Source organism: Pseudoruegeria sp. HB172150, from assembly GCF_013184805.1.
Taxonomy (GTDB): Bacteria; Pseudomonadota; Alphaproteobacteria; order Rhodobacterales; family Rhodobacteraceae; genus Psychromarinibacter.
Genome location: NZ_JAATNG010000001.1, coordinates 1603057 through 1624319 on the forward strand (window position 1 = coordinate 1603057; position 21263 = coordinate 1624319).

A 21263-nucleotide genomic window follows, 5' to 3' on the forward strand; every position below is an offset into this window, starting at 1 on the left:
TGTGTCTATATGACGCGGTACGCTCCGCCCTTTGCCCGAATTGACGGAAATGATGGTGCTGGTGTCCGATCAGTAACCCCGCAGGTACTGGCTCGACTCGTACCCGTCAGTGTAGCGTACCAGTCCGCGGCGTGCCAAAACCTCCAGCCGGGGTGCCCAACCCCAGGCGGTATCTTCTGCGGTCGCGATCCAGGTCAGGGTGCCACCCTTGCGCCACGGGTCGACGACAATGCCGTCATAGATGTCACCGCCCTTCGGGCTGATGACTGCTGTTGAATGGTCGATGCCAACCAGTTCACCGATGGCACGCAAAATGCTCAGGGTCTGGAATTTCTCTGCCAGTAGTCGCGCTTCCATGTCCTCGGCCCAATGTTTGCACAGACCGCGCGGTTTCAGGCCCAGGTTGACCTTGGTGTTATGGACCAGCGCTGGATCGGTGATCTGGTATTGGATTGCCAGTTCGTGAGTCGCCTCGTAGGAAACCCGCGCTGCCCTTGCAGCCTCGTCAGGGTCAATATCGGATCCGAGCGCAAGGATGGCTTGGGTAAGCTCGGCGATATCCGCTTCTGTCCCCGGCAAGGGTCCTTTGAACGAAACCGTTTCTCCGGGTGCTGCGCAGCCAGCCGGAAGCGCCAGCATGGACAGCAGAAAGAAGCGCCGATTTACACCAGTCATAGAGCCCAGAACCCCGTCAGTTGATCGGCTGTACTATACTGATCGCGCAGGAAATGTCAGGGGGGGCATGCCGGTTCGGTGGAGCGGATGTGAAGCGAATACACCACAGGATCTAAACAAGAATAACTAATAAATTCAGATAGCTGCGTTGTGCAAGCGCATAGCGGCCATCGGCGCCGAAGCCACATTCTTCAACAATTCGTGCTCCGGTCGCGTAGATCCGCCGACAGGAACGCCATTTGGCTCAGTTCATCAGCTCCGGGAGGAACAGCGACAGACTAGGGAAGGCGATCAGCAACGCGATGATTGCCAAGTCGCAGATCAAGAACCAGCCGACTCCGCGAAAGATAGTCGTCAGCGGAATAGCGGCGCCAACCACGCCCTTCACCACGAACACGTTGAATCCCAGCGGCGGGGTCAGCATCCCCATCTCGATGAATTTCACGACCAGTACGCCGTACCAGACAAGGTCGAACCCGAAAGATTTCAGCAGCGGCATGAAGACCGGCATAGTAATCAGCATAATCCCGATCGGATCGAGGAACATGCCGAGGATCAGGTAAACTACTGTCATCGCCATCAGGACCAGAAGCGGGTCGAGTGCCAGCGGCGCGATTAGCTGGTCCAACATCGCGGATGCTCCAGAAAAACTCAGAAGCCGGGTGAACATTACTGCACCAAAGCCGACAAAGAAGATCTGCGCCGTGGTCAACACCGCATCCTTCACCGCCTCGATCAGCTTGGAAAAAGTCATGCGTCCTTGCACAACGGCGACCAGCAAAGCCAGGAGCGACCCGCCCGCACCTGCCTCGGTAGGTGTGACGGTGCCGGTGTAAAGCCCACCAATGACCCCCAGAACGATAATAATGAGCGGCCAGATCGCGGCGAGCGCCCGCCAGCGTTCCCGCCGAAGGTTTTCGACCTCTATTTCAGACGGCGGTGCAAGATCCGGGTTCAGGCGGCATCGAATCAGGATCATTGCCGTGTAGGCCGCCGCCGTCAGCAGGCCGGGTATGATCCCGGCAATTAGCAGATCGACAATCGAGGTCTCTGCGAAGATGCCGTAGAGCACCATCAGGATCGAGGGCGGGATCAGCGCCGCAATCGTCCCGGCAGAGGCAACCACGCCTGTTGCAAGGCCCTTTTCGTACCCGGCCTTCAGCATCTCGGGAATGGCAAGGCGCCCCATGGCCGCTGCGGCCGCAACCGAGGATCCGCATCCCGCAGCAAATCCGGCCGAGGCGATGTTCGCCGCCACTGCCAGTCCGCCGGGCAGGGCCGACAGCCACAACCGCGCCGCCCAGAACAGCGCCGAGGCGATCCCGGAAACATATATGATCGACCCCATCAGCAGGAACATCGGAATTGCCGATAGGTCCCAGTTGGCGGCAAAGTAATAGGGGATTTCGCGCAGCTGCCCGAGCGCCACATTGAAGTTCTTCAGATACCAGAAGCCGCAGAAGCTGACGGCACCCAGGGCTACGCCAATGGGCGTCCGCACTGCGATAAGGGCGAGTACAGCCAGCAGGCAGACGAGGCTCAGCGTCAAACCGTCCATGTACTCAGACCTTTTCTATCGTGGGGCCGTGATCTTCGCCTTCATCTGGATCCTGCCCAAGCAGCAGACGAACGATGCGGAAGGCAAAACAGAGAAATAGGCTCGCACCGGCGACCGGCAGCAGCCAACGACCGGGCCAGACCGGCATGTAACCGCCCGAGATCTCCAGGACCTCGCCCTGCGATGTGCGCCGTGCGGCGGAGATCCAGCTTTGCCAGGTGAAGACGTACATGTAAGCGAGGCTCAGCAGCGTCGTGAAGATCTCCAGCAGACGCTTTCCCCGCGGGCTAAGCTGGCCAGTGAATACGTCGGCAGAGATATGGTTGCCGTGCTTGCCGAGGATCGCCAACGGTGCGAACGCTACGGCGATCATGTAATAGGCGGCGACGGTCTGGTTGGTTTGGCGCAACGGCGCGTTGAACGCCGTGCGCATGAACACGTCGACGCTGACATGCAGCATCATCAGGATGCCGGCGATGATCGCGAGCGCCAGAAGCGCCCGCGACCAATATTCAAGCAGTCGGTCGATGGTAGACAGCAATTACAAGCTCCCGGGGTCGACCTTGGAGTACACCTCGTCCCACAGGACCTGCTCGAATTTTTCGACGTCCGTCCCGATCTCTGCCGACAGGCCACGCCATTTTTCCAGCGCTTCCGTGTAGGCGTCGATGAATGAGGCCGGGTCTTCGACCCCGAAGCCACTGGCAAAATCAATCCCGATCTGACGCTGCTCCTCGATGAACTTGTCCATCAGGGCGTCCCATTCTTCCGGGTTTTCAGTCGCGACCATCTTCACACCGTTGTTGGTGATCTGATCCTCCAAGACCTCGTTGGTCCGGATGATGAAGTTGTTGATTGTATGCGCCGCCGACAGATGAACGATCGCCTCCAGATGTGCGCGCTGTTGCTCCTCGGTCATCGACAGCCACGTATCGCGGTTGATGATCATCCCGAGGATTGGCGAGGAAACGCCAAGGCTGAAATCGGTGACGTTCTTGGCAAAATCGCCATAGCCGAAGGTTTTCAGCCAGTCGCCGATCCCGGTTGTGCAGTCGATGGCCCCACGCTGCAGCAACGAAACCGTCTCGACCAGCGACACCTGAACCGTTGTCGCTTCCGCCATCTGCATGATGTTCAGCGGTGCACCGGAGGAGCGGACGCGCAGATTTTTAAGTTGGTCGACCGTGGTAATCGGGTCACGGCAGATCAGCATATACGGGGCCGAGGCATAGCCGCCCATCCCGACCATGTTCAGAGCCTTCAGCTCCTCAATGCAGGAGGGGCATTTGAGCATGACCACTTCGTTCGCCGCGCCGGCGGCAGCCACCGGATCGTCGCCGGGTACTGCTAGGCCGTAGAGTGTCGCTGTCGAGGGCAGCAGGTTCGGCACGTAGTTCGTAGCAGCCACTCCGGCTTCCATCAGGCCGTCCTGAACCGCTGCGAAGGTCTCCACACCGCCCGCCAGCTGGCCGCCGGCGATCAGGTTCCACTTGATCTCGCCGCCGGTCTTTTCTTCGATCCGTTTGAACACTTCTGGCAAGGCATTCGCGTTGATGTAGTCAGAGGCGGGCACCCAGGAGCCGTAGGTGAATTCTGCGGCGCCAACCGGCGTCGCGGCAATGGCCGCTGTCGCGGCAACTACGGTAACAAACGTTCTCATATGTCTTCCTCCCATTTTGCGGACTGTCCCTTTGCCCATTTGTCTTGCTAGCTGAATGTCACTCTGTCGGTAGATGCAGGCGAGACTGCATTATTTGCACGGTGCTCAAGCGCAGGCAGAGCGGGTAACGCGATGCTACCCGCGGAACTCCAGGCAGAGTGCGAATGTCGCGTGGCGCGAAAACGGTCGCGGTTCACCTGAGCGTTCACCGTTCCAAGTCGCCACATTTCCAGGGTGCCGCAAGCATCGGATTCCGGGCTGCCGCGGTCATTGCGGTACCCTGTGACAGCCTCGCAGCCATCGAGATCCCGAGCGTCATAGTGGCTCCTCCCATTCGGGCAACAATACAGTTCTGCCCGAAAGCAGGCGGTACCATTTCCCCTCAGACGAAAGGGTAGTCAAAGGTTAACTTCCTGAGAATGGACCAAATCGCGCGGAGATCTTTCGCAATTCGCGGCAGCTGTTTCACTTCATTGGACTATTGTCGGTCGCCGCCGACAGGGCGAAGCTGACGGTCGGGAGGACTTTCATGACAGACAGACGTAATCCTTCGGCGCTGCGGTCGAATTTCGAACCCGGCACCTCGCGGTGGGCTGTTCGCCGCGCTCAGTGGCGCGCGCTCGGACTCAGCGACGCCGACATGGAGAAACCGAAAATAGCCGTCATCAACACCTCTTCCGAGGTGGCAATCTGCTTTTCGCATCTCGACGCCATCGCTGCGCGAGCCAAGGAAGCGATCCGCGCCGCAGGCGGCCTGCCATTCGAGATCCGCACCTCTGCACCATCGGATTTCATCATCTCCGCCGGACGCCGTGCGACCTACATTCTCCCGACCCGCGACCTGATCGCCAACGATATCGAGGTTCAGGTGGAAGGCGCGCAACTGGACGGGATGCTCCTGCTGACGAGCTGCGACAAGACGGTGCCGGGACAGCTGATGGCGGCGGCGCGGCTCGACATCCCGTCGCTCATGGTGATCTGCGGCTACCAGTCTTCCGGACAAATCGGAAACGAACATGTTGATATCGAAGAGGTATTCCTGCACGCCGGCTATCACGCCCAGGGTGCCACGAGTTTCGAACGCCTGAAGGAGATGAGCGAGGTCGCAATCAGTTCCCCCGGTGTCTGCTCCGGCATGGGCACGGCGAACTCAATGCATTCCGTGGCCGAGGCCCTTGGGTTGGCACTCCCCGGTTCCGCCCCGGTTGCCGCGAATTCCCCGGCCATGTGGGAGCAGGTCGAAGCGGCGGGCCAACGCATCGTAGACATGGTCTGGGACGGTCCCTGTCCGCGCGAAATCCTGACAGCCGGCGCTTTCCGGAACGCCGCCCGTGTGGTTCTGGCACAGGCAGGCTCGATCAACTGCATCAAGCATCTGCAGGCCACCGCGCTGGAGGCGGGCGTCGACATCGACCTATATGAGTCTTTCGACACCGAAGGCGACCGCACTCCGGTTCTTGCCGCTGTCCGGCCCATTGGACCGAACTCCATTGAAGAATTCGAGGCCGCCGGTGGTGCTCGCGCAGTGATGAAACGGCTCGAACCGCTACTAGAGTCGGATGTGCTCACCTGCACCGGCAATACGGTCGGCGAGAACCTAGCCAACGTCATCGTCGCCGACGAGACGGTCATTCCGCCGCTGAACGAACCCTTCGCAACCGATCCCGCAATTGTCCTCCTGAAGGGGTCGCTGGCGCCCGAGACCGGGGTCGCCAAGGTCGGACTCCGCACCCCGGACCGTGTGCTTACCTTCCGCGGCCCCGCCAAGGTCTTCGAATCCAGCCTCGACGCGGAAACCGCGTTGAAGCAGGGCCGTATTGTCAGCGGCGACGTTTGTGTCTTACGCCGCCAGGGTGTTCGCGGTGGCCCGGGCATGGGCGGGGCATCGCGACTGGTCTTTGCGGTTGAAGGCGCCGGTCTCGGGGCCGAAGTCGCCGTGGTCACTGACGGTCAGCTTTCCGGCCTCGTTAACAAGGGCCTCGTCATAGGCGAGGTGCAACCGGAATGGGCCGAGGGTGGTCCGATTGCGCTGGTGCAGGACGGCGACATGATCGCCATCGACGTTGGCGCAAAGACCATCGAACTCGAAGTCCCGGCAGAGGAACTCGCACGCCGTGCCGAGGCCTTCGTCCCGCCGGAACCCACCGCCGATTCCGGCTGGCACGCAATCTACGAACGCAATGTCACGAGCCTGCGGCAGGGCGCGTCGCTCCTGCAGCACGCCGTCAGAAGGGACGGCTGATGCGCTTCCACTGCGGCTTGACGGAAAGAAAAGACGGGGAAACGTCATAATGGAATTCGACTGGATCATCGTCGGGGCGGGTTCTGCCGGCTCGGTGCTGGCAAACCGCCTGACGGCGGACGGGCGCACGACAGTCGCCGTGATTGAGGCTGGCAAGCCCGACAATTCCGTACTGATCAAAATGCCGATGGGTCTGATGTGGCTGATGGGCGGTAAGCGCTGGAACTACGGTTTCCGCTCTTCGCCGCAGGAACATCTGGACAAGCGCGAGGTCCCAGTGCCGCGCGGCAAGGCGCTCGGTGGGTCGTCTTCGATCAATGGCATGATATACATCCGAGGCCACCGGACTGATTTCGATGCTTGGGCAACTATGGGCTGCCCCGGCTGGTCTTATGACGACGTCTTGCCGTACTTCCGCAAATCCGAGGTCAATGGCCGTCTCGGTGGCGACGGCTACCACGGCGATGACGGCGAGCTCCACGTCTCCGACAACCGCGATCCGCATAGGTTGAACGAACGGTTTTTCGGGGCAGGGGACATGCTCCAGATTCCCCGCAACCCCGATTTCAATGGTGCGCACCAGGAAGGCTTGGGCATGTACCAGACCACCACGCATGAAGGGAAACGCTGGTCGACGGCTGATGCCTTCCTGCGCCCAGCCATGAACCGTCCGAACCTGACAGTGCTGACTGGCAGGCAAGTGCGCCGCGTGATCGTCGAAGACAAGCGCGCAAAGGGAGTCGAGACTGATCAGGGCAAACTTACCGCCCGCGCCGGCGTGATCCTTGCCGCCGGCGCCATCGCCTCGCCGCAGCTACTACAGTTGTCGGGCATCGGCGATCCTGCGCGGCTGTCGCAACTTGGAATTGACCTAGTTTACGGAAATCCGGCAGTCGGCGACAACCTTCATGACCACCCGAATGTTATGCTCATGCGCAAAATTAAGAGTTCAGAAAGCTACGGTCTTTCGCTTGTCGGGATACCCCGCGCCGCGCTGGCTGCCTTCAACTACTTCTACCGGAACCGCGGCATGTTCGCGTCCAACGTGGTCGAGGCGGGGGGCTTCGCCCGCACGATACCGGGGATCCCGGCTCCTGATGTGCAGTTTCACTTCGTGCCGTTTCACCGTTCTACGGTGCCGGGCCGGATTTACGCCTGGGGCCATGGCTACGCGCTACACGTTTGCGTCCTCAGGCCCACCAGCCGCGGCCGCGTCGATGCGGTCAGCCGCGACCCCGCGGTGGCGCCCCGGATCGACCCAAACATGATGGCGACGGAATACGACCGCGAGACTCTGCTGCGTGGCACACGCCTTGCGCGGCGGATTATGGAGTCCCCGACCTTCGCCGAGGTCAATGGCGAGGAACTGCTGCCCGGTGAACAGGCGCAGTCGGACGAGGACTTGATGGCTTTTATCCGAGAGCGCTGCGGGACTGTCTATCACCCGGTCGGCACCTGCCGGATGGGCTCCGATGCTGAAGCGGTGGTCGAACCCCACCGACTGACGGTAAACGGTTTGAACGGGCTGCACGTCGTTGATGCCAGCGTGATGCCGCAAATCGTCTCCGGCAACACCAACGCCGCGACCATCATGATCGCTGAAAAGGTGGCCGAGGCCATCATGGCCGAAGCCCGGATGTCCCGCGCCGCCTGACTACGGCGAATCCAAAAATTCGAAACGCCGCGCAGGTCTTGCGCGGCGTTTCTCGCTTTCCTGTAATCGCTCGCAAACGTAGCGAATGGAATACCTACAAACCCGCTACATTGTCTGCGGCAGGAACAGCACGATGATCGGGAAGATCAACAGAACCGCCAGCCGGAACAGGTCTGAGATGATGAACGGGATCACACCCCGGAAGATCGTCGTCAGCTTCACATCACTTGCAATCGAGTTGATGACGAAGACGTTGATTCCCACCGGCGGCGTGATCAGGCCAAGTTCCGCTGTCATCACGATGATAATGCCAAACCAGACGGGATCGAAACCCAGTTGCATGACCACCGGAAACACCACCGGCACCAGCAGGATGATCATCGCCATCGTGTCCATGATGCAGCCCATCAGCACGAAGAATGCCAGGATCAGCACAAGCGTCCCGTAGGGCGACAGGTCCAGCCCAGTCAGCAGCGCCGTCACTTTCTGCGGCGACTGTGTGATCGCCAGGAAATAGCCGAACAGGATCGCGCCGATCAGGACGGTGTAGACCGAAACCGTGGTTCGCAGCGCCTCGATCAGGCTGGCCATGATGCTTTTCATGTTCAGCCGACCACGGAAAATGCCGATCACCATGGTCAGGAAGGCCCCGATGGCCGCTGCCTCTGTCGGTGTCGCAATGCCGAAATAGATCGACACGATCACCGCGATGAACAGCAGCGCCACCGCCCAAATGCCCGACAGAGAGCGCAACCCCTCGGCAAGACTGAAAGTCTGCCCGGACGGCAGCGACTTGCGGAAAGCGATCAGGACAGTGCCCATGTAGAACAATACTGCCAGTAGGCCTGGGATGATGCCCGCGATGAACAGCTGACCCACGTCGGTTTCGGTGATGTAGGCATAGACCACCAGCACCACGGATGGCGGGATCAGAATGCCCAGCGTGCCGCCTGCCGCGATCACACCAGAGGCTGGCGCCTCGTCGTAACCGAAGCGGCGCATCTCGGGCAGGGCTATCTTGGTCATCGTCGCCGCCGTGGCGACCGACGAGCCGCAGATAGCTGAGAACCCGGCGCAGGCGGCGATGGTGGACAGCGCCAGCCCGCCACGCAGATGTCCGAGCCAGGCGTTACCGGCCCGGAACAACTCTCGCGACATGCCCGAATTGGTTGCCAGTACCCCCATCAGGATGAAGAACGGTACCAGCGTCAGGTTGAAATCTGCGATCACCCGGATCGGTGAGGTCGCCAAAAGGTTCAGCGCTGGTGTCAAGCCGCGCACCATTGCAAAACCGAATACCCCGACCAGGCCCATCGCGACGCCAATAGGCACGCGCAGGCCGATCATTGCGAATAGAGCGACGAAACCGGCAATCGCCGTCAGATCACCTGTCGACATCGTCGTCCTCCATGCCCATTTCCGCGGCTTCGCTATGTTCCAGTTCGCCCTGACCCGTGGCGATCAGCCAGATCCGGACGCTAACGGTGAAAATCGCGGCGGCGGTGCCAAGCCAGATCAGGAACATGACCGGCCAGACCTCGATCCGCAGATCGAAGGTTGCTTCGTTGCTGCGCCAGGCGCTGAGTACTCGCTCGGACATCTTCCAGGTCAGCAGAACCACGAAGAACAGCAGCGCGCCCCAGGAAATCAGGTCGACCACGCGCCGCGCCCGCGGTTGCAGCACCTCGGTGACGAGATCCACCTTGATATGGCCGCCGCGATACCCAACCGCGGCAAAGCCCCACATGATGCAGGCGCCGACCAGCAGGCGGGAAAAGTCAAATGCGTCAGGGATCGGCCAGGCGAACAGATAGCGTCCGGCGGCAGATGCCACGACGAGGATCGTGCACAGGCCCAGAAGCAGCCCGGCGACCATCTCGATGATGTGGCAGAATCGTTCGAGAGTTCGGCTCATTTACAGGTGTCCGGTTGGAAGTGAGTCGGAAAAAGGGAGGGCTCAACGCCCTCCCAGAAAGTTTCGGTGAAACGACGCTTCACTCTAGGTAGGCCCCGTTCGACTGGAGTGTCTCGACGAAAGCCTCATAGGCCGCATCTGCATCGATCCCGGCCGCGCCGGCAGTCTCCTTCCACTCGTCGACCAGTGGCGCCATCGCTTCTTTCCACGTCGCTAACTCCTCGTCATTCGGAGCATAGAACTCGTGCCCCATCTCCAGGAGTTGCGCGCGTCCTCCTGCTTCGGCTTCGGCCCATGGCGTCGCCATGGTTTGAGACGCTTCCGGTGTGCAGTGGTCGATCAGAACCGTACGGTCCTCCTCCGCCATGCTCGCCATCTTGTCCTTGTTGATGACAAAGGCGAAGACGGTCGCGTAAAGCGGCACATCCAGGTGATGCGTCACGAGGTCCTGCGCCCCGAACACGAAAAGCGAGCCCCAGGGCGAGGCGGTGACATCCGCAGTTCCCTTGGCCAGAGCCTCGCGCATCGCCGGGGCAGGGACCTGTACCGAAGCGCCCCCCATCAGGTTCACGGCACGTGCGAGTGTGCCATGTGCCGGGCGGATGTTCTTGCCCTCGAAATCGGCAGGCATCAGCAGCGGTCCAGTCTTGCCGTGCAGGGTCCCCGGATCGTGCAGGTGCACCATGCAGACGAAGACGTCACTCATCTCCTGTTCCGCATAGTCCTGGTACCACTCGTGCATCGCCTTGCTGCCGCCGGTGGCATTCGCGATGTGGAATGGCAACTCTCCTGCTGCGATCACCGGGAACCTGCCGGGCTGGTAGCCTGGGTTGATGAAAGCGATGTCGACGATGCCGTCACGCGCCATGTCGTAATGGTCGGCCGCTGCGCCAAGCTGCTGGGCGGGATAGATGGTAACCTTGATCCGCCCTCCGGATGCCTCCTCGAGCGAATTTGCCCAAGGCTCCATCCCGGTAACCTGAAGCGGGTGCGTTGGCGGAACCCAATGTGACAGAGTGAGTTCGACTTCCTGTGCAGCCGCCGGCGCCGCCAGCGACAAGGCCGCCGCGGTCGCAAGTATTGTATTGCGCATTTTTTTCCTCCCTGGATAGCGTACCGTTTCTCATACGCGGGGCGGATCGCGCGCCGCGAACCGCCCCGGCAATAGTGCTGTAAATTTTCGCCCGCGTCAGCCGGCGTAAGAGTTGTACTTCTTAAGCGCCTCAATCAGGCCGTTAAGGATCGCATCGCCATCCTTGCCTGCATCGTTCATCAGGCTTTTCCACTCTTCGGTGAGCGGCGCGGCGGCATCGTACCACATCTGCTGCTCTTCTTCTGTCGGTGTGTAGAGCGTATGGCTCGCGTCCGCGGCGATCTTTTCGCGCCCGGCAGCTTCGACATCCGCCCAGCCTTCCGACATTTTCTCGGCCCATTCCGGTGTGCAGTGGTCTTCCATCACTTGCCGGTCCTCGGGCGACATCCCGTCCATCACGCTCTTGTTGATGACGAAGACGTTGATCGAAGCGTAGAACGGCATGTCGAGGTGATAGGGCACGAGGTCATCCGCACCGAAAATGTACAGCGACTCCCACGGGCTTTGCGTGATGTCCGCTGTACCCTTGGCCAACGCTTCGCGCATCGCCGGGGCAGGGACCTGAACCGAGGCACCGCCTAGCAGGTTGACGAACCGCGCTTCGGTCGCGTTGGCAGGGCGCACGGTTTTGCCCTGGATGTCGGCAGGAACCTGGATCGGATCCTTGCCGTGCATCGTGCCGGGATCGTGGCTGATCGCCATGCAGAAGAAGACGTCCGACATCTCTTCGTCGTCATAGTCCTGGTACCATTCAGTGAGCGCCCGGACACCTCCCTTGGCATTGGCGAACAGGAACGGAATCTCCGCCGCCGCCATGATCGGGAACCGGCCCGGTTGGTAACCCGGATTGATGAAGCTGATATCGGAAATGCCGTCCCGCGCCATGTCGTAGTGGTCGGCTGCCGCGCCAAGCTGCTGCGCCGGGTATATTGTAATCGTGATGCGCCCGTCGGACGCTTCCTTGATCGACTCTGCCCAAGGCTCCATCCCGAGGGTCTGAAGCGGGTGTGTCGGCGGCACCCAATGCGCCAGGCTCAGCTCTGTCTGCGCCAGAACCGGGCTTGCCAGACCCAGCGCAACCGCCGCGGCGGTTAATGTCCGTGTGTACATGTTTCCTCCCATATGACTGGCATGCCCTGATGCGGCCGCCGATTTCCTCCGCCATCGACTACAGCACAGAATGCACGTTACGGCAACAAACACAGCGCATCGGCGACCCATTTCCTGATCGGGACTCGTCCAATAACTGCCATGGCCGTCGGATCGTGATTTTCATTCCGTGCATACATAGGCAACAGCAAATCTTCTTTATCCTCGCCCGAAATATGGCTTGCGCAGCGGGAGGATCACGGTGTCCAGCATCGTGACATCCATCGGCAATCCGCACAGGTAGACGACCAGTTCACCAAGTTGCTCCGGATACAGGCAGTCGCTTTCCATCTGGTCGGTCGATCCCGGCGCCAGCATCGACTTTGTCGCTCCCGGATGAATTGCCGAGGCAGAGATCAGGTCGTCCCGGTAGTCGAGGCAGATCTGCCGCGTCAGCCCGTCGATGGCGAATTTGGACGCGGTGTAGGCCAGTGAATGGTGCCGCGGGCTCTTTGCCGAAAGCGATCCAATATTGATGATCCGCCCGCCGGTGCCGCGCTTACGCATCGCCAGAATTGCCTCGCGCGAACACAGCACGGCAGAGGTCAGGTTGGTATCGATGACCTGGTGCCAGCGCTCTGCCGTCAGTTCGTGCAGCCAGGTCGCATCCGCGATACCGGCGTTGTTGATCAGGAAATCCGGAATCCCAGCTTTGTCGATGCAGGTCTCGAACAGCGCCAAAATCTGTGCTTCGTGCGTCACGTCCGTCGGCACTTCAATTGCGGTTCCGCCTGCCGCCGAGATCTCCGTCGCCAGCTCCGCCAGTTTGTCCGCGCTCCGCGCCGCGATTACGACCGTGGCGCCGGCCTTCGCCATTTCCGCCGCGATTCCACGCCCGATACCGGTGCTTGCTCCGGTCACTACCGCGACGCGGCCCTTCAGGTCTGCCATGTATCCTCCCTCAAACTTCCGGCTCACCAAGCCGGCCCGTCAATTTCCGCGATGTTCGTAAGATCTACCGCCAGTCATCCACCAGCACGGTCGCCTGCGGCTTGGCCCCATAGATCTGCCAATACCCGTTGGCTTCGCCGCCAGTAACGATCACATGAATATCCTCCAGCCGGAACATCGGAATCTCCTCGTCCGGCACGGCCTTCAACCGAGAAGCATAGGGTTCCTCGCCAAAAGTGGCGCGCGGATAAATGTAGTTCTGCACAAGCTGGAGATCCCAGAATCGTCCCGCCGGCATCACCGCAGCATCGTGCAGCCATTGCATTAGCTCCGCCTTGCTCTCGAACCCGCCGCGCTCGATGAACTGGCGTGCGCAGATCGGATCGAGCACGAGGATTGGCGCCGTAATGGCATCCGTCCCGCGCAGCATGTCCGATACGTGTTCGCGCCAGCCTTTTTCCCGCAGCCCGAGCGAGAACGTAGTCGACCGGCAACCGGAAAAGATCGTCACCGTGCTCTGGTCCGCCGCATAGCCTTTCTGGACATGCATCGGCTCCCAAGGCGAACGCTCCTCATTCTCCGCAAAGCACAGCCCGTTATAGGTGTAGTTCGACCCGAGAGATCCCATGAAGGTCTCGTTCGGAACCGATCCGCCCTGCAGGTTCTGCGACAAAAGAGAATAAGCCCGCCCGATCGTCGCGTTCGCATGGCTGTAGGGACCCATGGCTCCGATCCCGCAATTCATCCCTATCTCGGTCCGCACTGGCCCGTTCACCACAGACATCGTCGCTGCAGAACTTGAGGAGGATCCGCGCGCGCTGACCCCCGACGCCGCCAGCGCCAGGATCACCGGCAGGTATTCCGGCTTCGCACCCGCCATCACAGCGTTCACCGCCACCTTCTCGACCGTGTAGCTCCAGAGCCCACGGTTCTTTGTCGGCTGCATCCGTCCCACGATCTCGTCCGGCTTTCGGTTGGTCCCTGCCAGCATTGCCTCGACCCGCGCTTTCGTCGGCAACACGATAGGCAGCTTGTCCGTCCAGCCTTGCTCCAGGAACAACTCGTGCAATTCGTCTTCAGACGCTTCCGGCACGAACCTGTTCTTGCTCAGGTCCGGTGCCTTGGCCAATTTTTCCTCGACCGGGGGCAGGGCGCCTGTCAGCCCTTCCACGATCTCGCGCATCACCGGTTCGCCGGTTGCGGGATCGTTGCCCTCGACATAGGCGCGCAATTCCTCCGCTGTGCGTCCCATCACCGGCTGCGGCACGAAAACCAGCCGCGCCTGCGGCAGGCCGCCTACCCGGACGACAGAGCGCACGACGCGCACGAATTTTTCGGTATGCACAGCGACGGTCGGCACGCCGTATTTGCTTTCCAGAGTGATTGCATGGGTCGACACCGCCGGGGCGCAGGTACTGCAATGCCCCACTCCGACGATCGCCGCGTCGCCCTTGTCGCGGATTTCTTCCCACAGCTCCGGATCGTCCTGTGCATACGTCCCAGAAAGCTGTACCAGCTTCGTTGTGACACTGGGCATGTTGCGCGCGAACCAGTCGGCAACCTGCTTCAGCAACTCGACCGAGTCGTCGAATCGGCTGTCGACCAGGTAGACCGTCCTGCCGTCCAGCGACGGCAACCGCTTGGCCGGTTCCTTCGCCATAATCGCGGGCGGATAGCCACGCGGGTCATGAACCGCAAGTTGTTCGGCAGACTCCGTCGGGGACTTGTCGAGCATGCTTCTTCCTCCCTCAGTACACCGGGCGACCGGGCCCGATGTCTTCTTTATCGTATACATAGCCGGATCAGACATGCAGGCCTTGTAGTCCCGCCAGCGTTACCGACTTGCCGATTCCTCACTCCCGTCCATCGAAAACTTGCACCGATTGCGATGAAATGTATACATGAATGCAAGCCGGAGCCAAGTCGACCGTTGTAGCGGTGCAGGTTTCCCGGTGCCCTGAGGTGGGCGATTTCCGTCGGAGAGGCGCCGGAATTCGCGGGAGGAGCTGCGTTGGGAGGAGAAAAGGCAATCTAGACCAGCAGGTTATGAAAGGCGCCCGCCTAGGTGAAGCAGCCAGCGCATACGTGCGCAACACGCTGCGTCTATGGTCGCGGTCGTCAAAGGTAGCCGCACTTCAAATGGTTTCCGCGAATACATGCCACGCGGAACCGTCGTCCGAACGGATATGTACCAATCAAGGGAGGAGTACATGAAACTAACGAAATCGACCATCTTCCAGCAGGCGATGGCCAGCGCGCTCATCGCGGCCGCCTTCGCTCTGCCGGCATCAGCGCAGGTCATCGACCTCGATGGCGAGACCGTCACCATTGTGCACAACGCCTCGCCGGGCGGCGCCACCGGTCTTGGCTCGCAACTCGCGGCCGATGCCTGGGCCAAGACCATGGCGGGTAATCCAACTATCGTTGTGCAGTCCGTGCAGGGTGGTGCCCTGACCAAGGGCATCAACCATGTGATGAACGCCCGGCCCAACGGCCTCACCATTGGCTGGCTGGCCTGGCAGGGTTCGACCCGGATCCTCGATCCCGAACCGCTGCAGATCCCGTTCGACGAGTTCGGCGTGATCGGCGGTGTCGGTGCCGCCAACTTCTTCCTCCATGTCCGTTCGGATGTGGGTGACGGAATCACCTCGGGTGAAGAGATCGCCGATCTGGAAAGCCTTAGCTTCGGCGGGTTCTCTCCCAAATCAGCGGCCTCGATGCAGACTGCCGCTGCGCTCGACATGCTGGATGTTGATTGGAACTTCGTCTCGGGCTTTGCCGGCGACGGTCCGCTGCGTGCCGCCCAGGCGCGCGGTGAGATCGAAGCTTACCCGGCCACCGCTGTCATCTGGAGCAAGGAACTGCGCGACGGCCCCATCGCCGAAGGCGAAACCGTCTCTGGTTGGCATTATGCTCCGCCGACAGAGGACAATTCCGGAATGATCGCCGACCCGGCCTTCTTGGGCGAGGTCCCGACCTTCGCCGAATACTATGAAGCGGTAAAAGGCGAAAAACCGACCGGCCCGGCCTGGGACGTCATCCAGTTTCACGGCCGCGTCTCGAACCGCGTGAACTGGATCATCGTGGCCCCTCCGGGCACGCCGCAGGAGCATCTCGACATGCTGCGCGAAAGCTTCCATGAGGCGATGACCTCGCCGGAATACCTGGAAGCGGCGACCAAGCTATACGGTGCCGAGCCGAACGTCGAGTTTTGGGAATCGATGACCGGGATCATCGAAGATGTTCAGGCGACGCCGGAAGCCCTTAAAGACCTGATGCGCGAATACATCTCGCGTATGGAAGGCTGAACCGGGCATTCTGAAGCCATGGCCGGGACTGTGCCCGCACGGTCCCGGTTCTCGTCCCTCTGTCGATGCGGCCTTGCGGGAAACCTTGCTTTGAGCGAGTTTTCTCTAATCGAGAAAGGTTCATTCGTAAGAGGGCAAAGGCTTGACCGAACAAGTTCGCGAGGCCGAGAAGGCGATGAGTTCATCCGATGAGGAATCAGGGGGCAAATCCCACGCGATGCGCGCGGTCATTGCGCTGCGCCAGCGCATCCTCAGCGGGGAATTCGTAGGCGGGACGCGTCTTTTTGAGGTTCCGCTTGCGGAACAGCTTAATATCTCGCGTACCCCGATCCGCGAAGCCATGTCGCGGCTGGTGAACGAGGGGCTGCTCGATCGGGGCAAAAGCGGCGGTTTCACGGTCCGCAAGTTCGGCTTCGAGGACGTCATCGACGCCATCGACCTGCGCGGTCTGCTAGAAGGCGCCGCCGCCCGACAGGCCGCCGAACGTGGGATCACACCCGAGCAGGCGGAACGCCTCAGGGAACTTGTGGCAGAGTTGGACGACTGTTTCGGCGCGACACCCGACGACGTCGATTTCGAGCTTTATTCCGACCTGAATGGCCAATTTCACGCACTTCTGATGGAGCTACCCGGAAACGATATCCTCCGGCGCGAGATGGAGCGGGTAAACGGTCTGCCCTTCGCATCACCCACCGCCTTCATGCCGGACAAAGCCGATATCGAAGCCTTCCGGCGCACACTCTACATCGGGCAGGAACATCACCGCACGTTGCTGCAGGCGATCCTCGCCGGAGAGGGTGGCCGTGCCGAGGCAATTGCGCGCGAACATGCCCGCATTGCACGGCGGAACCTCGATTATGTGCTCAAGGGCGACCGGAGCCTCGTCAACAAGGTGCCTGGCCTTGCGCTTGTTGTAGACTGAGCTGATAGCGATAGCGCTTCAGGACCATCATTCAACTCGTTGGCGGGGAATGTTTTCCCGCGTCATCCGCCGCACCTCGTTCAGCGCCTTCAGAAGCTGCGCCGCACTGGGCGACAGGGTGCGTCGGTTATGCTTGTAGACCCGAAATGTCCGCTGCCACTCGAGGTCCGGCGCGGCCAGTTGCAGCATCGTCCCGGCCTCCATTTCGTCCCGTACCAGCGGATACGGTAGCCAACAGGCCAGATCGCCGGTCATAACCGCCGCCTTCACCACCGCGACGGACCTCGACACCACACAGGGCAGCCGAGGCTCAATACCGTGATTATGGAACCTGCGTAGCCATTCCAGGAACACCGGCGTGATCGCCGGAGGCATCGCCCAGTCCAGCCTCGCGGCGTCTTCCAACGTGACATGGTTTTCGCCGGCCAGCGGGTGACCGGCACGAATATAGGCGCCGACCCGATCCTCGAAGGTCTCCTGTGTCGCTACCCTCACGTCGTCGTCGGCATAGGTGTCGGGCGTCACCGCAAGGTCGATATCGCCCTCCTTCAGCCCGTTCAGCAGCGCATCTTCCAGCTCTTCGACCACAATGAACTGCAGGTCGGGGTGGGTGCGCCTGAGGACAGAGATCGCCTCGACCAGAAACCCGCAGGCAACGCTGCTGACCCCGCCGACGCGGACCACGCCCCGGCCCGCGCCGCGCAACTGGCTCACCGCTTCCGCCGCGCGGCCGGATTCGGCGGCGATCACCTCTGCATGAGGCAACACGGCTTCACCATAGATCGTCGGGACAACGCCCCGCGTGGTCCGCTCGAACAGCGGCACGCCCATCTCGGCCTCCAGCCGGTTCAGGGCGCGCGTCACCGCCGGCTGGGTCAGGTTCAGGGCGCGCGCGGCACGGCCGATGCTGCCGGTTCGGGCGCATTCCATCACGATCGCGGCGGAGCGTACATCCAAAGTCATGCAAGTATGTTATGGCTTTCGTTCGATTTTGACAATTCCGTAATGCCCATCCAGGCCGCACACTGAGGATCGTTCAGGACGGTTCAGTCATCGGATCGACCGGAACCCTGGGAGGACAGCGATGAACAAGTTTTCGCCAACGGCGGCCCAAGCCGCCAGCCGGTCTCTTCTGTCGGTCACGGATGCGACCTTCGACCTGCTGCGCCGGCACGGGATCGACCGGATCTTCGGCAATCCCGGTTCGACCGAACTGCCGATGTTCACCAACCTGCCCGAGGATATCACCTACGTTCTCGCGCTGCAGGAATCCATCGCCGTGGGTATGGCCGACGCTTATGCGCAGGTGACCGGTAACGCTACGCTGGTGAACCTTCACTCGGCGGCGGGGCTGGGGCATTCGATGGGCAACCTTTACACCGCCATGCGCAATCGCGCGCCGGTTATCGTGACGACCGGACAGCAGAACCGCGAACTGCTTCCCGGCGATCCGTTCCTGTTCAACGAAAGCCCGGCCGAAATGCCGAAACCTGTGGTCAAGTGGGCCATCGAGCCCGCCCGCGCCGAAGACGTGCCGCGCGTGCTGGAACAGGCTTACTGGACCGCGATGGCGCCGCCGATGGGGCCGGTCCTGGTCTCGATCCCGCTGGGCGACTGGGACCACCGCGCAACACCCGTTGCCGTCCGCGACATGACCCCGCGCCTTGGCGTGGATGAGACCGCCTTAGACGAATTCGCCGCAAAGATCGACGCGGCCCGCGAACCGGTGATCGTGGTCGGCCCCGGTGTGGACCGCGACGACGGCTGGCACGCCGCCGTGGCTCTGGCAGAAAAGATACAGGCAAAGGTTTGGGTTAGCCCGGTTTCCTCACGTAGCTCGTTCCCCGAACGCCACCCGCTCTTCGCCGGATTCCTGCCCGCGAAGCAACCCGCGCTGGCCACCTGCCTCGGTGATGCCGACCTCGTGCTGGTCCTTGGCGGGCCGGTCTTTACCTATCACTTCCCGGGTCCGGCCGAACATCTGCCCGACGGTGCCGAGCTGTGTCTCGTCACCGACGACCCACGCCAGCTTGCGGCTGCAGCGACAGGCACAGCGATGCTCGCCAATTGCCGTGCGGCGGCAGAGGCGCTCGCCGCCTATGTGAAAGGCCGCCCGCAAGCGACAGAACCTGCACGACAAATCCTGCGCGTGGAGGCCTCGGAAAAGATCACCCAGCCGTTCCTGCTGCAAACCCTTGCCGACCTGCGCGACCCGGACAGCATCATCGTCGAAGAGGCACCCACCGCCCGCGCCCCGATGCACGATCACCTGCCCATCGAGCGCCCGCGTGGTTTCTTCACCACCGCCAGCGGCGGCCTCGGCTACGGCCTGCCTGCCGCAGTTGGTGCCGCGATGACGAAGCCGGAGAAACCGGTGATCGCCATCATCGGCGATGGTTCCGCAATGTACTCTATTCAGGCACTCTGGTCCGCCGTCGAACATGACACCGACCTGCTGGTGATCCTGATGAACAACGGCGGCTATGGCGCTCTCAAGGGCATCGCCGGGCAGGTGCAGCCCCGCACCATCGACGGCGTGGACATCGGCCACCTGAACTTCACCCAGATCGCGCGGGCACAGGGTTGCGCCGCCGACTATTGCGACGACCCCGCCGCGCTGCCCGACCGGCTGCGCGACATGCTGAAACGCAAGGGACCGCGTCTTCTCGAGATCGGACTCGAAGGCGCTTCACCCCGCGAATCCATCAAGGAGGAGACTTCAATGAACGTCATGGACAAGGCCCCGTCCGGCAAGGCCGTGCGCGCGCCCGAGAAATTCTTCATCAACGGCGAGTGGGTGAGCCCGCAGTCGAACAAGATGATCGACGTGATCTCGCCGGTCACCGAAGACCTGCTGATGCGCTACCCCGAAGCGGGAGAGGCTGACATCGACCGCGCCGTCGCCGCCGCACGAGAGGCGTTCGACAATGGCCCGTGGCCGCAGATGACCCCGCAGGGCCGCGCCCGCATGCTGCGCAAGGTCGCCGACAATATCGAGGCGCGGCTTGACGATATCGCCGAGGCCTGGACCGCCCAGGTCGGCGCGCCGATCTTTCTGACCAAGTACCTCGCGCCGCAGAACGCCACGCTGTTCCGCTACTATGCCGACCTGATCGAAAGCTACCCGATCGTCAACGAGCGCAAGCGCGACGACGGCAACATCACCCGCGTCGTGAAGGAACCGGTCGGCGTCTGCGCCGCCGTCACGCCCTGGAACGCCCCAATGGTGCTGCTCAGCTACAAGATCGCTGCGGGCCTCGCCGCCGGCTGCACCTTCGTCGCAAAGCCGTCACCGGAAACTCCGCTGGAGGCCTATATCCTCGCCGAATGCATCGAGGCGGCGGACCTGCCCAAGGGCGTCTTCAACCTCGTACCCGCAGGCCGTGAGGGCGGCGACTACCTGATCCACAAGAAGGAAATTGACAAGGTCGCCTTCACCGGATCCACCGCCGCCGGCAAGCACATCGCCGGCGTCTGCGCCGAACGCCTGGCGCGCGTGTCGCTGGAACTCGGCGGCAAATCCGCCGCGATCCTGATGCCGGACGCCGATTTCGCCGCGGCGATGCCCAGCCTGATGATGTTCACCATGCCGATCACCGGGCAGGTCTGTTTCTCGCTGACCCGCGTTTTGGTGCCCGAGGACCGCAAGGACGAGTTCGTCGAGATGTACACGGGCGCGGTGAAGACGATCAATGTGGGCGACCCGTCGAACCCGGAAACCCAGATGGGCCCGCTGACGATGGAGCGCCAACTGGAGCGGGTGCAGGGTTACATCGCCGCCGGCCGGTCCGAGGGGGCCAAGGTGGCCTGCGGCGGCGGCCGTCCGCGCGGGCTGGACAAGGGCTGGTATGTCGAGCCGACCGTCTTCACCGACGTCACCCCCGACATGAAGATCTTCAAGGAAGAGATCTTCGGCCCCGTCGTCTCGGTCATCACCTACAAGGATACCGAGGACGCCATCGCCAAGGCGAATGCCACCGATTACGGTCTCGCCGGAGCGATCTTCGGCAAGGACACCGAACGCTGCTACGCGCTGGCGCGCCGCATGCTGTCGGGCAATATCACGATCAACGGCATGGTCGTCGATCCGAAACAGCCCTTCGGTGGCTTCAAGCAGTCCGGCATGGGCCGCGAAGGCGGGCCGGAAGGGCTGGAAAACTACCTCGAGACCAAAGCCATCCATCTGGTTGGCTGAC

Annotated in this window: 16 protein-coding genes; 5 read left to right on the top strand and 11 right to left on the bottom strand. The window is 61.7% G+C overall.

Going from position 1 to position 21263, the window contains the following annotated elements:
• Nucleotides 1–69: 69 nt before the first annotated feature.
• From HCO70_RS07700 to dctP, 4 genes are all read right to left on the bottom strand, one after another.
• Entirely contained in the window at nt 70–639 is a 570-nt protein-coding gene (locus HCO70_RS07700; protein WP_253913136.1) for a hypothetical protein, read from the bottom strand.
• A 280-nt stretch (nt 640–919) separates the two neighbouring features.
• Nucleotides 920–2233 (bottom strand): TRAP transporter large permease, encoded by a 1314-nt coding sequence (locus HCO70_RS07705; protein ID WP_172294634.1) that lies wholly within the window; start codon nt 2231–2233, stop codon nt 920–922.
• Nucleotides 2234–2237: 4 nt separating this feature from the next.
• Nucleotides 2238–2774, bottom strand: coding sequence for a TRAP transporter small permease (locus HCO70_RS07710; protein ID WP_172294636.1), 537 nt, complete (start codon nt 2772–2774; stop codon nt 2238–2240).
• Nucleotides 2775–3893 carry a TRAP transporter substrate-binding protein DctP gene (gene dctP / locus HCO70_RS07715; RefSeq protein ID WP_172294638.1) on the bottom strand — a complete coding sequence of 373 codons (1119 nt, stop codon included), beginning with the start codon at nt 3891–3893 and terminating at the stop codon, nt 2775–2777.
• Between the two features lie 529 nt (nt 3894–4422).
• On the opposite strand from dctP, the gene HCO70_RS07720 reads away from it, so the two are divergent.
• On the top strand, nt 4423–6135 hold the full coding sequence (locus tag HCO70_RS07720; protein WP_172294640.1) for a dihydroxy-acid dehydratase: 1713 nt from the start codon (nt 4423–4425) through the stop codon (nt 6133–6135).
• 49 nt (nt 6136–6184) lie between these two features.
• On the top strand, nt 6185–7789 hold the full coding sequence (locus HCO70_RS07725) for a GMC family oxidoreductase (protein WP_172294642.1): 1605 nt from the start codon (nt 6185–6187) through the stop codon (nt 7787–7789).
• 105 nt (nt 7790–7894) lie between these two features.
• Here the strand turns inward: HCO70_RS07725 and HCO70_RS07730 are convergent, their stop codons facing one another.
• From HCO70_RS07730 to HCO70_RS07755, 6 genes are all read right to left on the bottom strand, one after another.
• Entirely contained in the window at nt 7895–9187 is a 1293-nt protein-coding gene (locus HCO70_RS07730; protein ID WP_172294644.1) for a TRAP transporter large permease, read from the bottom strand.
• Nucleotides 9174–9704, bottom strand: coding sequence for a TRAP transporter small permease (locus HCO70_RS07735; protein ID WP_172294646.1), 531 nt, complete (start codon nt 9702–9704; stop codon nt 9174–9176). The genes HCO70_RS07730 and HCO70_RS07735 overlap by 14 nt, the downstream gene beginning before the upstream one ends.
• Before the next feature lie 79 nt (nt 9705–9783).
• Nucleotides 9784–10797: a TRAP transporter substrate-binding protein gene (locus tag HCO70_RS07740; RefSeq protein ID WP_172294648.1), complete on the bottom strand. Its 1014-nt coding sequence runs from the start codon at nt 10795–10797 to the stop codon at nt 9784–9786.
• A 96-nt stretch (nt 10798–10893) separates the two neighbouring features.
• Nucleotides 10894–11907 (bottom strand): TRAP transporter substrate-binding protein, encoded by a 1014-nt coding sequence (locus HCO70_RS07745; protein ID WP_172294650.1) that lies wholly within the window; start codon nt 11905–11907, stop codon nt 10894–10896.
• A 198-nt stretch (nt 11908–12105) separates the two neighbouring features.
• The gene (locus tag HCO70_RS07750; protein ID WP_172294652.1) at nt 12106–12837 is read right to left on the bottom strand and encodes an SDR family NAD(P)-dependent oxidoreductase; all 732 of its coding nucleotides are present in this window, start codon (nt 12835–12837) and stop codon (nt 12106–12108) included.
• Nucleotides 12838–12901: 64 nt separating this feature from the next.
• Nucleotides 12902–14572 carry a hypothetical protein gene (locus HCO70_RS07755; RefSeq protein ID WP_172294654.1) on the bottom strand — a complete coding sequence of 557 codons (1671 nt, stop codon included), beginning with the start codon at nt 14570–14572 and terminating at the stop codon, nt 12902–12904.
• A gap of 475 nt (nt 14573–15047) precedes the next feature.
• Between HCO70_RS07755 and HCO70_RS07760 the strand changes: the two genes are divergently transcribed.
• Nucleotides 15048–16145, top strand: coding sequence for a hypothetical protein (locus HCO70_RS07760; RefSeq protein ID WP_172294656.1), 1098 nt, complete (start codon nt 15048–15050; stop codon nt 16143–16145).
• A 142-nt stretch (nt 16146–16287) separates the two neighbouring features.
• Nucleotides 16288–17067 (top strand): GntR family transcriptional regulator, encoded by a 780-nt coding sequence (locus HCO70_RS07765; RefSeq protein WP_253913137.1) that lies wholly within the window; start codon nt 16288–16290, stop codon nt 17065–17067.
• Nucleotides 17068–17094: 27 nt separating this feature from the next.
• On the opposite strand, the gene HCO70_RS07770 is transcribed toward HCO70_RS07765, so the two are convergent.
• Entirely contained in the window at nt 17095–18030 is a 936-nt protein-coding gene (locus HCO70_RS07770) for a LysR family transcriptional regulator (protein ID WP_172294658.1), read from the bottom strand.
• 121 nt (nt 18031–18151) lie between these two features.
• Here HCO70_RS07770 and mdlC point away from each other — a divergent pair, with 121 nt between their 5' ends.
• Complete coding sequence (gene mdlC / locus HCO70_RS25045) at nt 18152–21262, top strand: benzoylformate decarboxylase (RefSeq protein ID WP_216665296.1); 3111 nt, start codon at nt 18152–18154, stop codon at nt 21260–21262.
• The last annotated feature ends 1 nt before the right edge of the window (nt 21263 follow it).

Bases quoted from the DNA above. Each gene is read 5' to 3' on its own strand.
- HCO70_RS07700 (WP_253913136.1), bottom strand. From the start codon at position 639: ATGCTGGCGCTTCCGGCTGGCTGCGCAGCACCCGGAGAAACGGTTTCG.
- HCO70_RS07705 (WP_172294634.1), bottom strand. From the start codon at position 2,233: ATGGACGGTTTGACGCTGAGCCTCGTCTGCCTGCTGGCTGTACTCGCC.
- dctP (WP_172294638.1), bottom strand. From the start codon at position 3,893: ATGAGAACGTTTGTTACCGTAGTTGCCGCGACAGCGGCCATTGCCGCG.
- HCO70_RS07720 (WP_172294640.1), top strand. From the start codon at position 4,423: ATGACAGACAGACGTAATCCTTCGGCGCTGCGGTCGAATTTCGAACCC.
- HCO70_RS07725 (WP_172294642.1), top strand. From the start codon at position 6,185: ATGGAATTCGACTGGATCATCGTCGGGGCGGGTTCTGCCGGCTCGGTG.
- HCO70_RS07730 (WP_172294644.1), bottom strand. From the start codon at position 9,187: ATGTCGACAGGTGATCTGACGGCGATTGCCGGTTTCGTCGCTCTATTC.
- HCO70_RS07735 (WP_172294646.1), bottom strand. From the start codon at position 9,704: ATGAGCCGAACTCTCGAACGATTCTGCCACATCATCGAGATGGTCGCC.
- HCO70_RS07740 (WP_172294648.1), bottom strand. From the start codon at position 10,797: ATGCGCAATACAATACTTGCGACCGCGGCGGCCTTGTCGCTGGCGGCG.
- HCO70_RS07745 (WP_172294650.1), bottom strand. From the start codon at position 11,907: ATGTACACACGGACATTAACCGCCGCGGCGGTTGCGCTGGGTCTGGCA.
- HCO70_RS07750 (WP_172294652.1), bottom strand. From the start codon at position 12,837: ATGGCAGACCTGAAGGGCCGCGTCGCGGTAGTGACCGGAGCAAGCACC.
- HCO70_RS07755 (WP_172294654.1), bottom strand. From the start codon at position 14,572: ATGCTCGACAAGTCCCCGACGGAGTCTGCCGAACAACTTGCGGTTCAT.
- HCO70_RS07760 (WP_172294656.1), top strand. From the start codon at position 15,048: ATGAAACTAACGAAATCGACCATCTTCCAGCAGGCGATGGCCAGCGCG.
- HCO70_RS07770 (WP_172294658.1), bottom strand. From the start codon at position 18,030: ATGACTTTGGATGTACGCTCCGCCGCGATCGTGATGGAATGCGCCCGA.
- mdlC (WP_216665296.1), top strand. From the start codon at position 18,152: ATGAACAAGTTTTCGCCAACGGCGGCCCAAGCCGCCAGCCGGTCTCTT.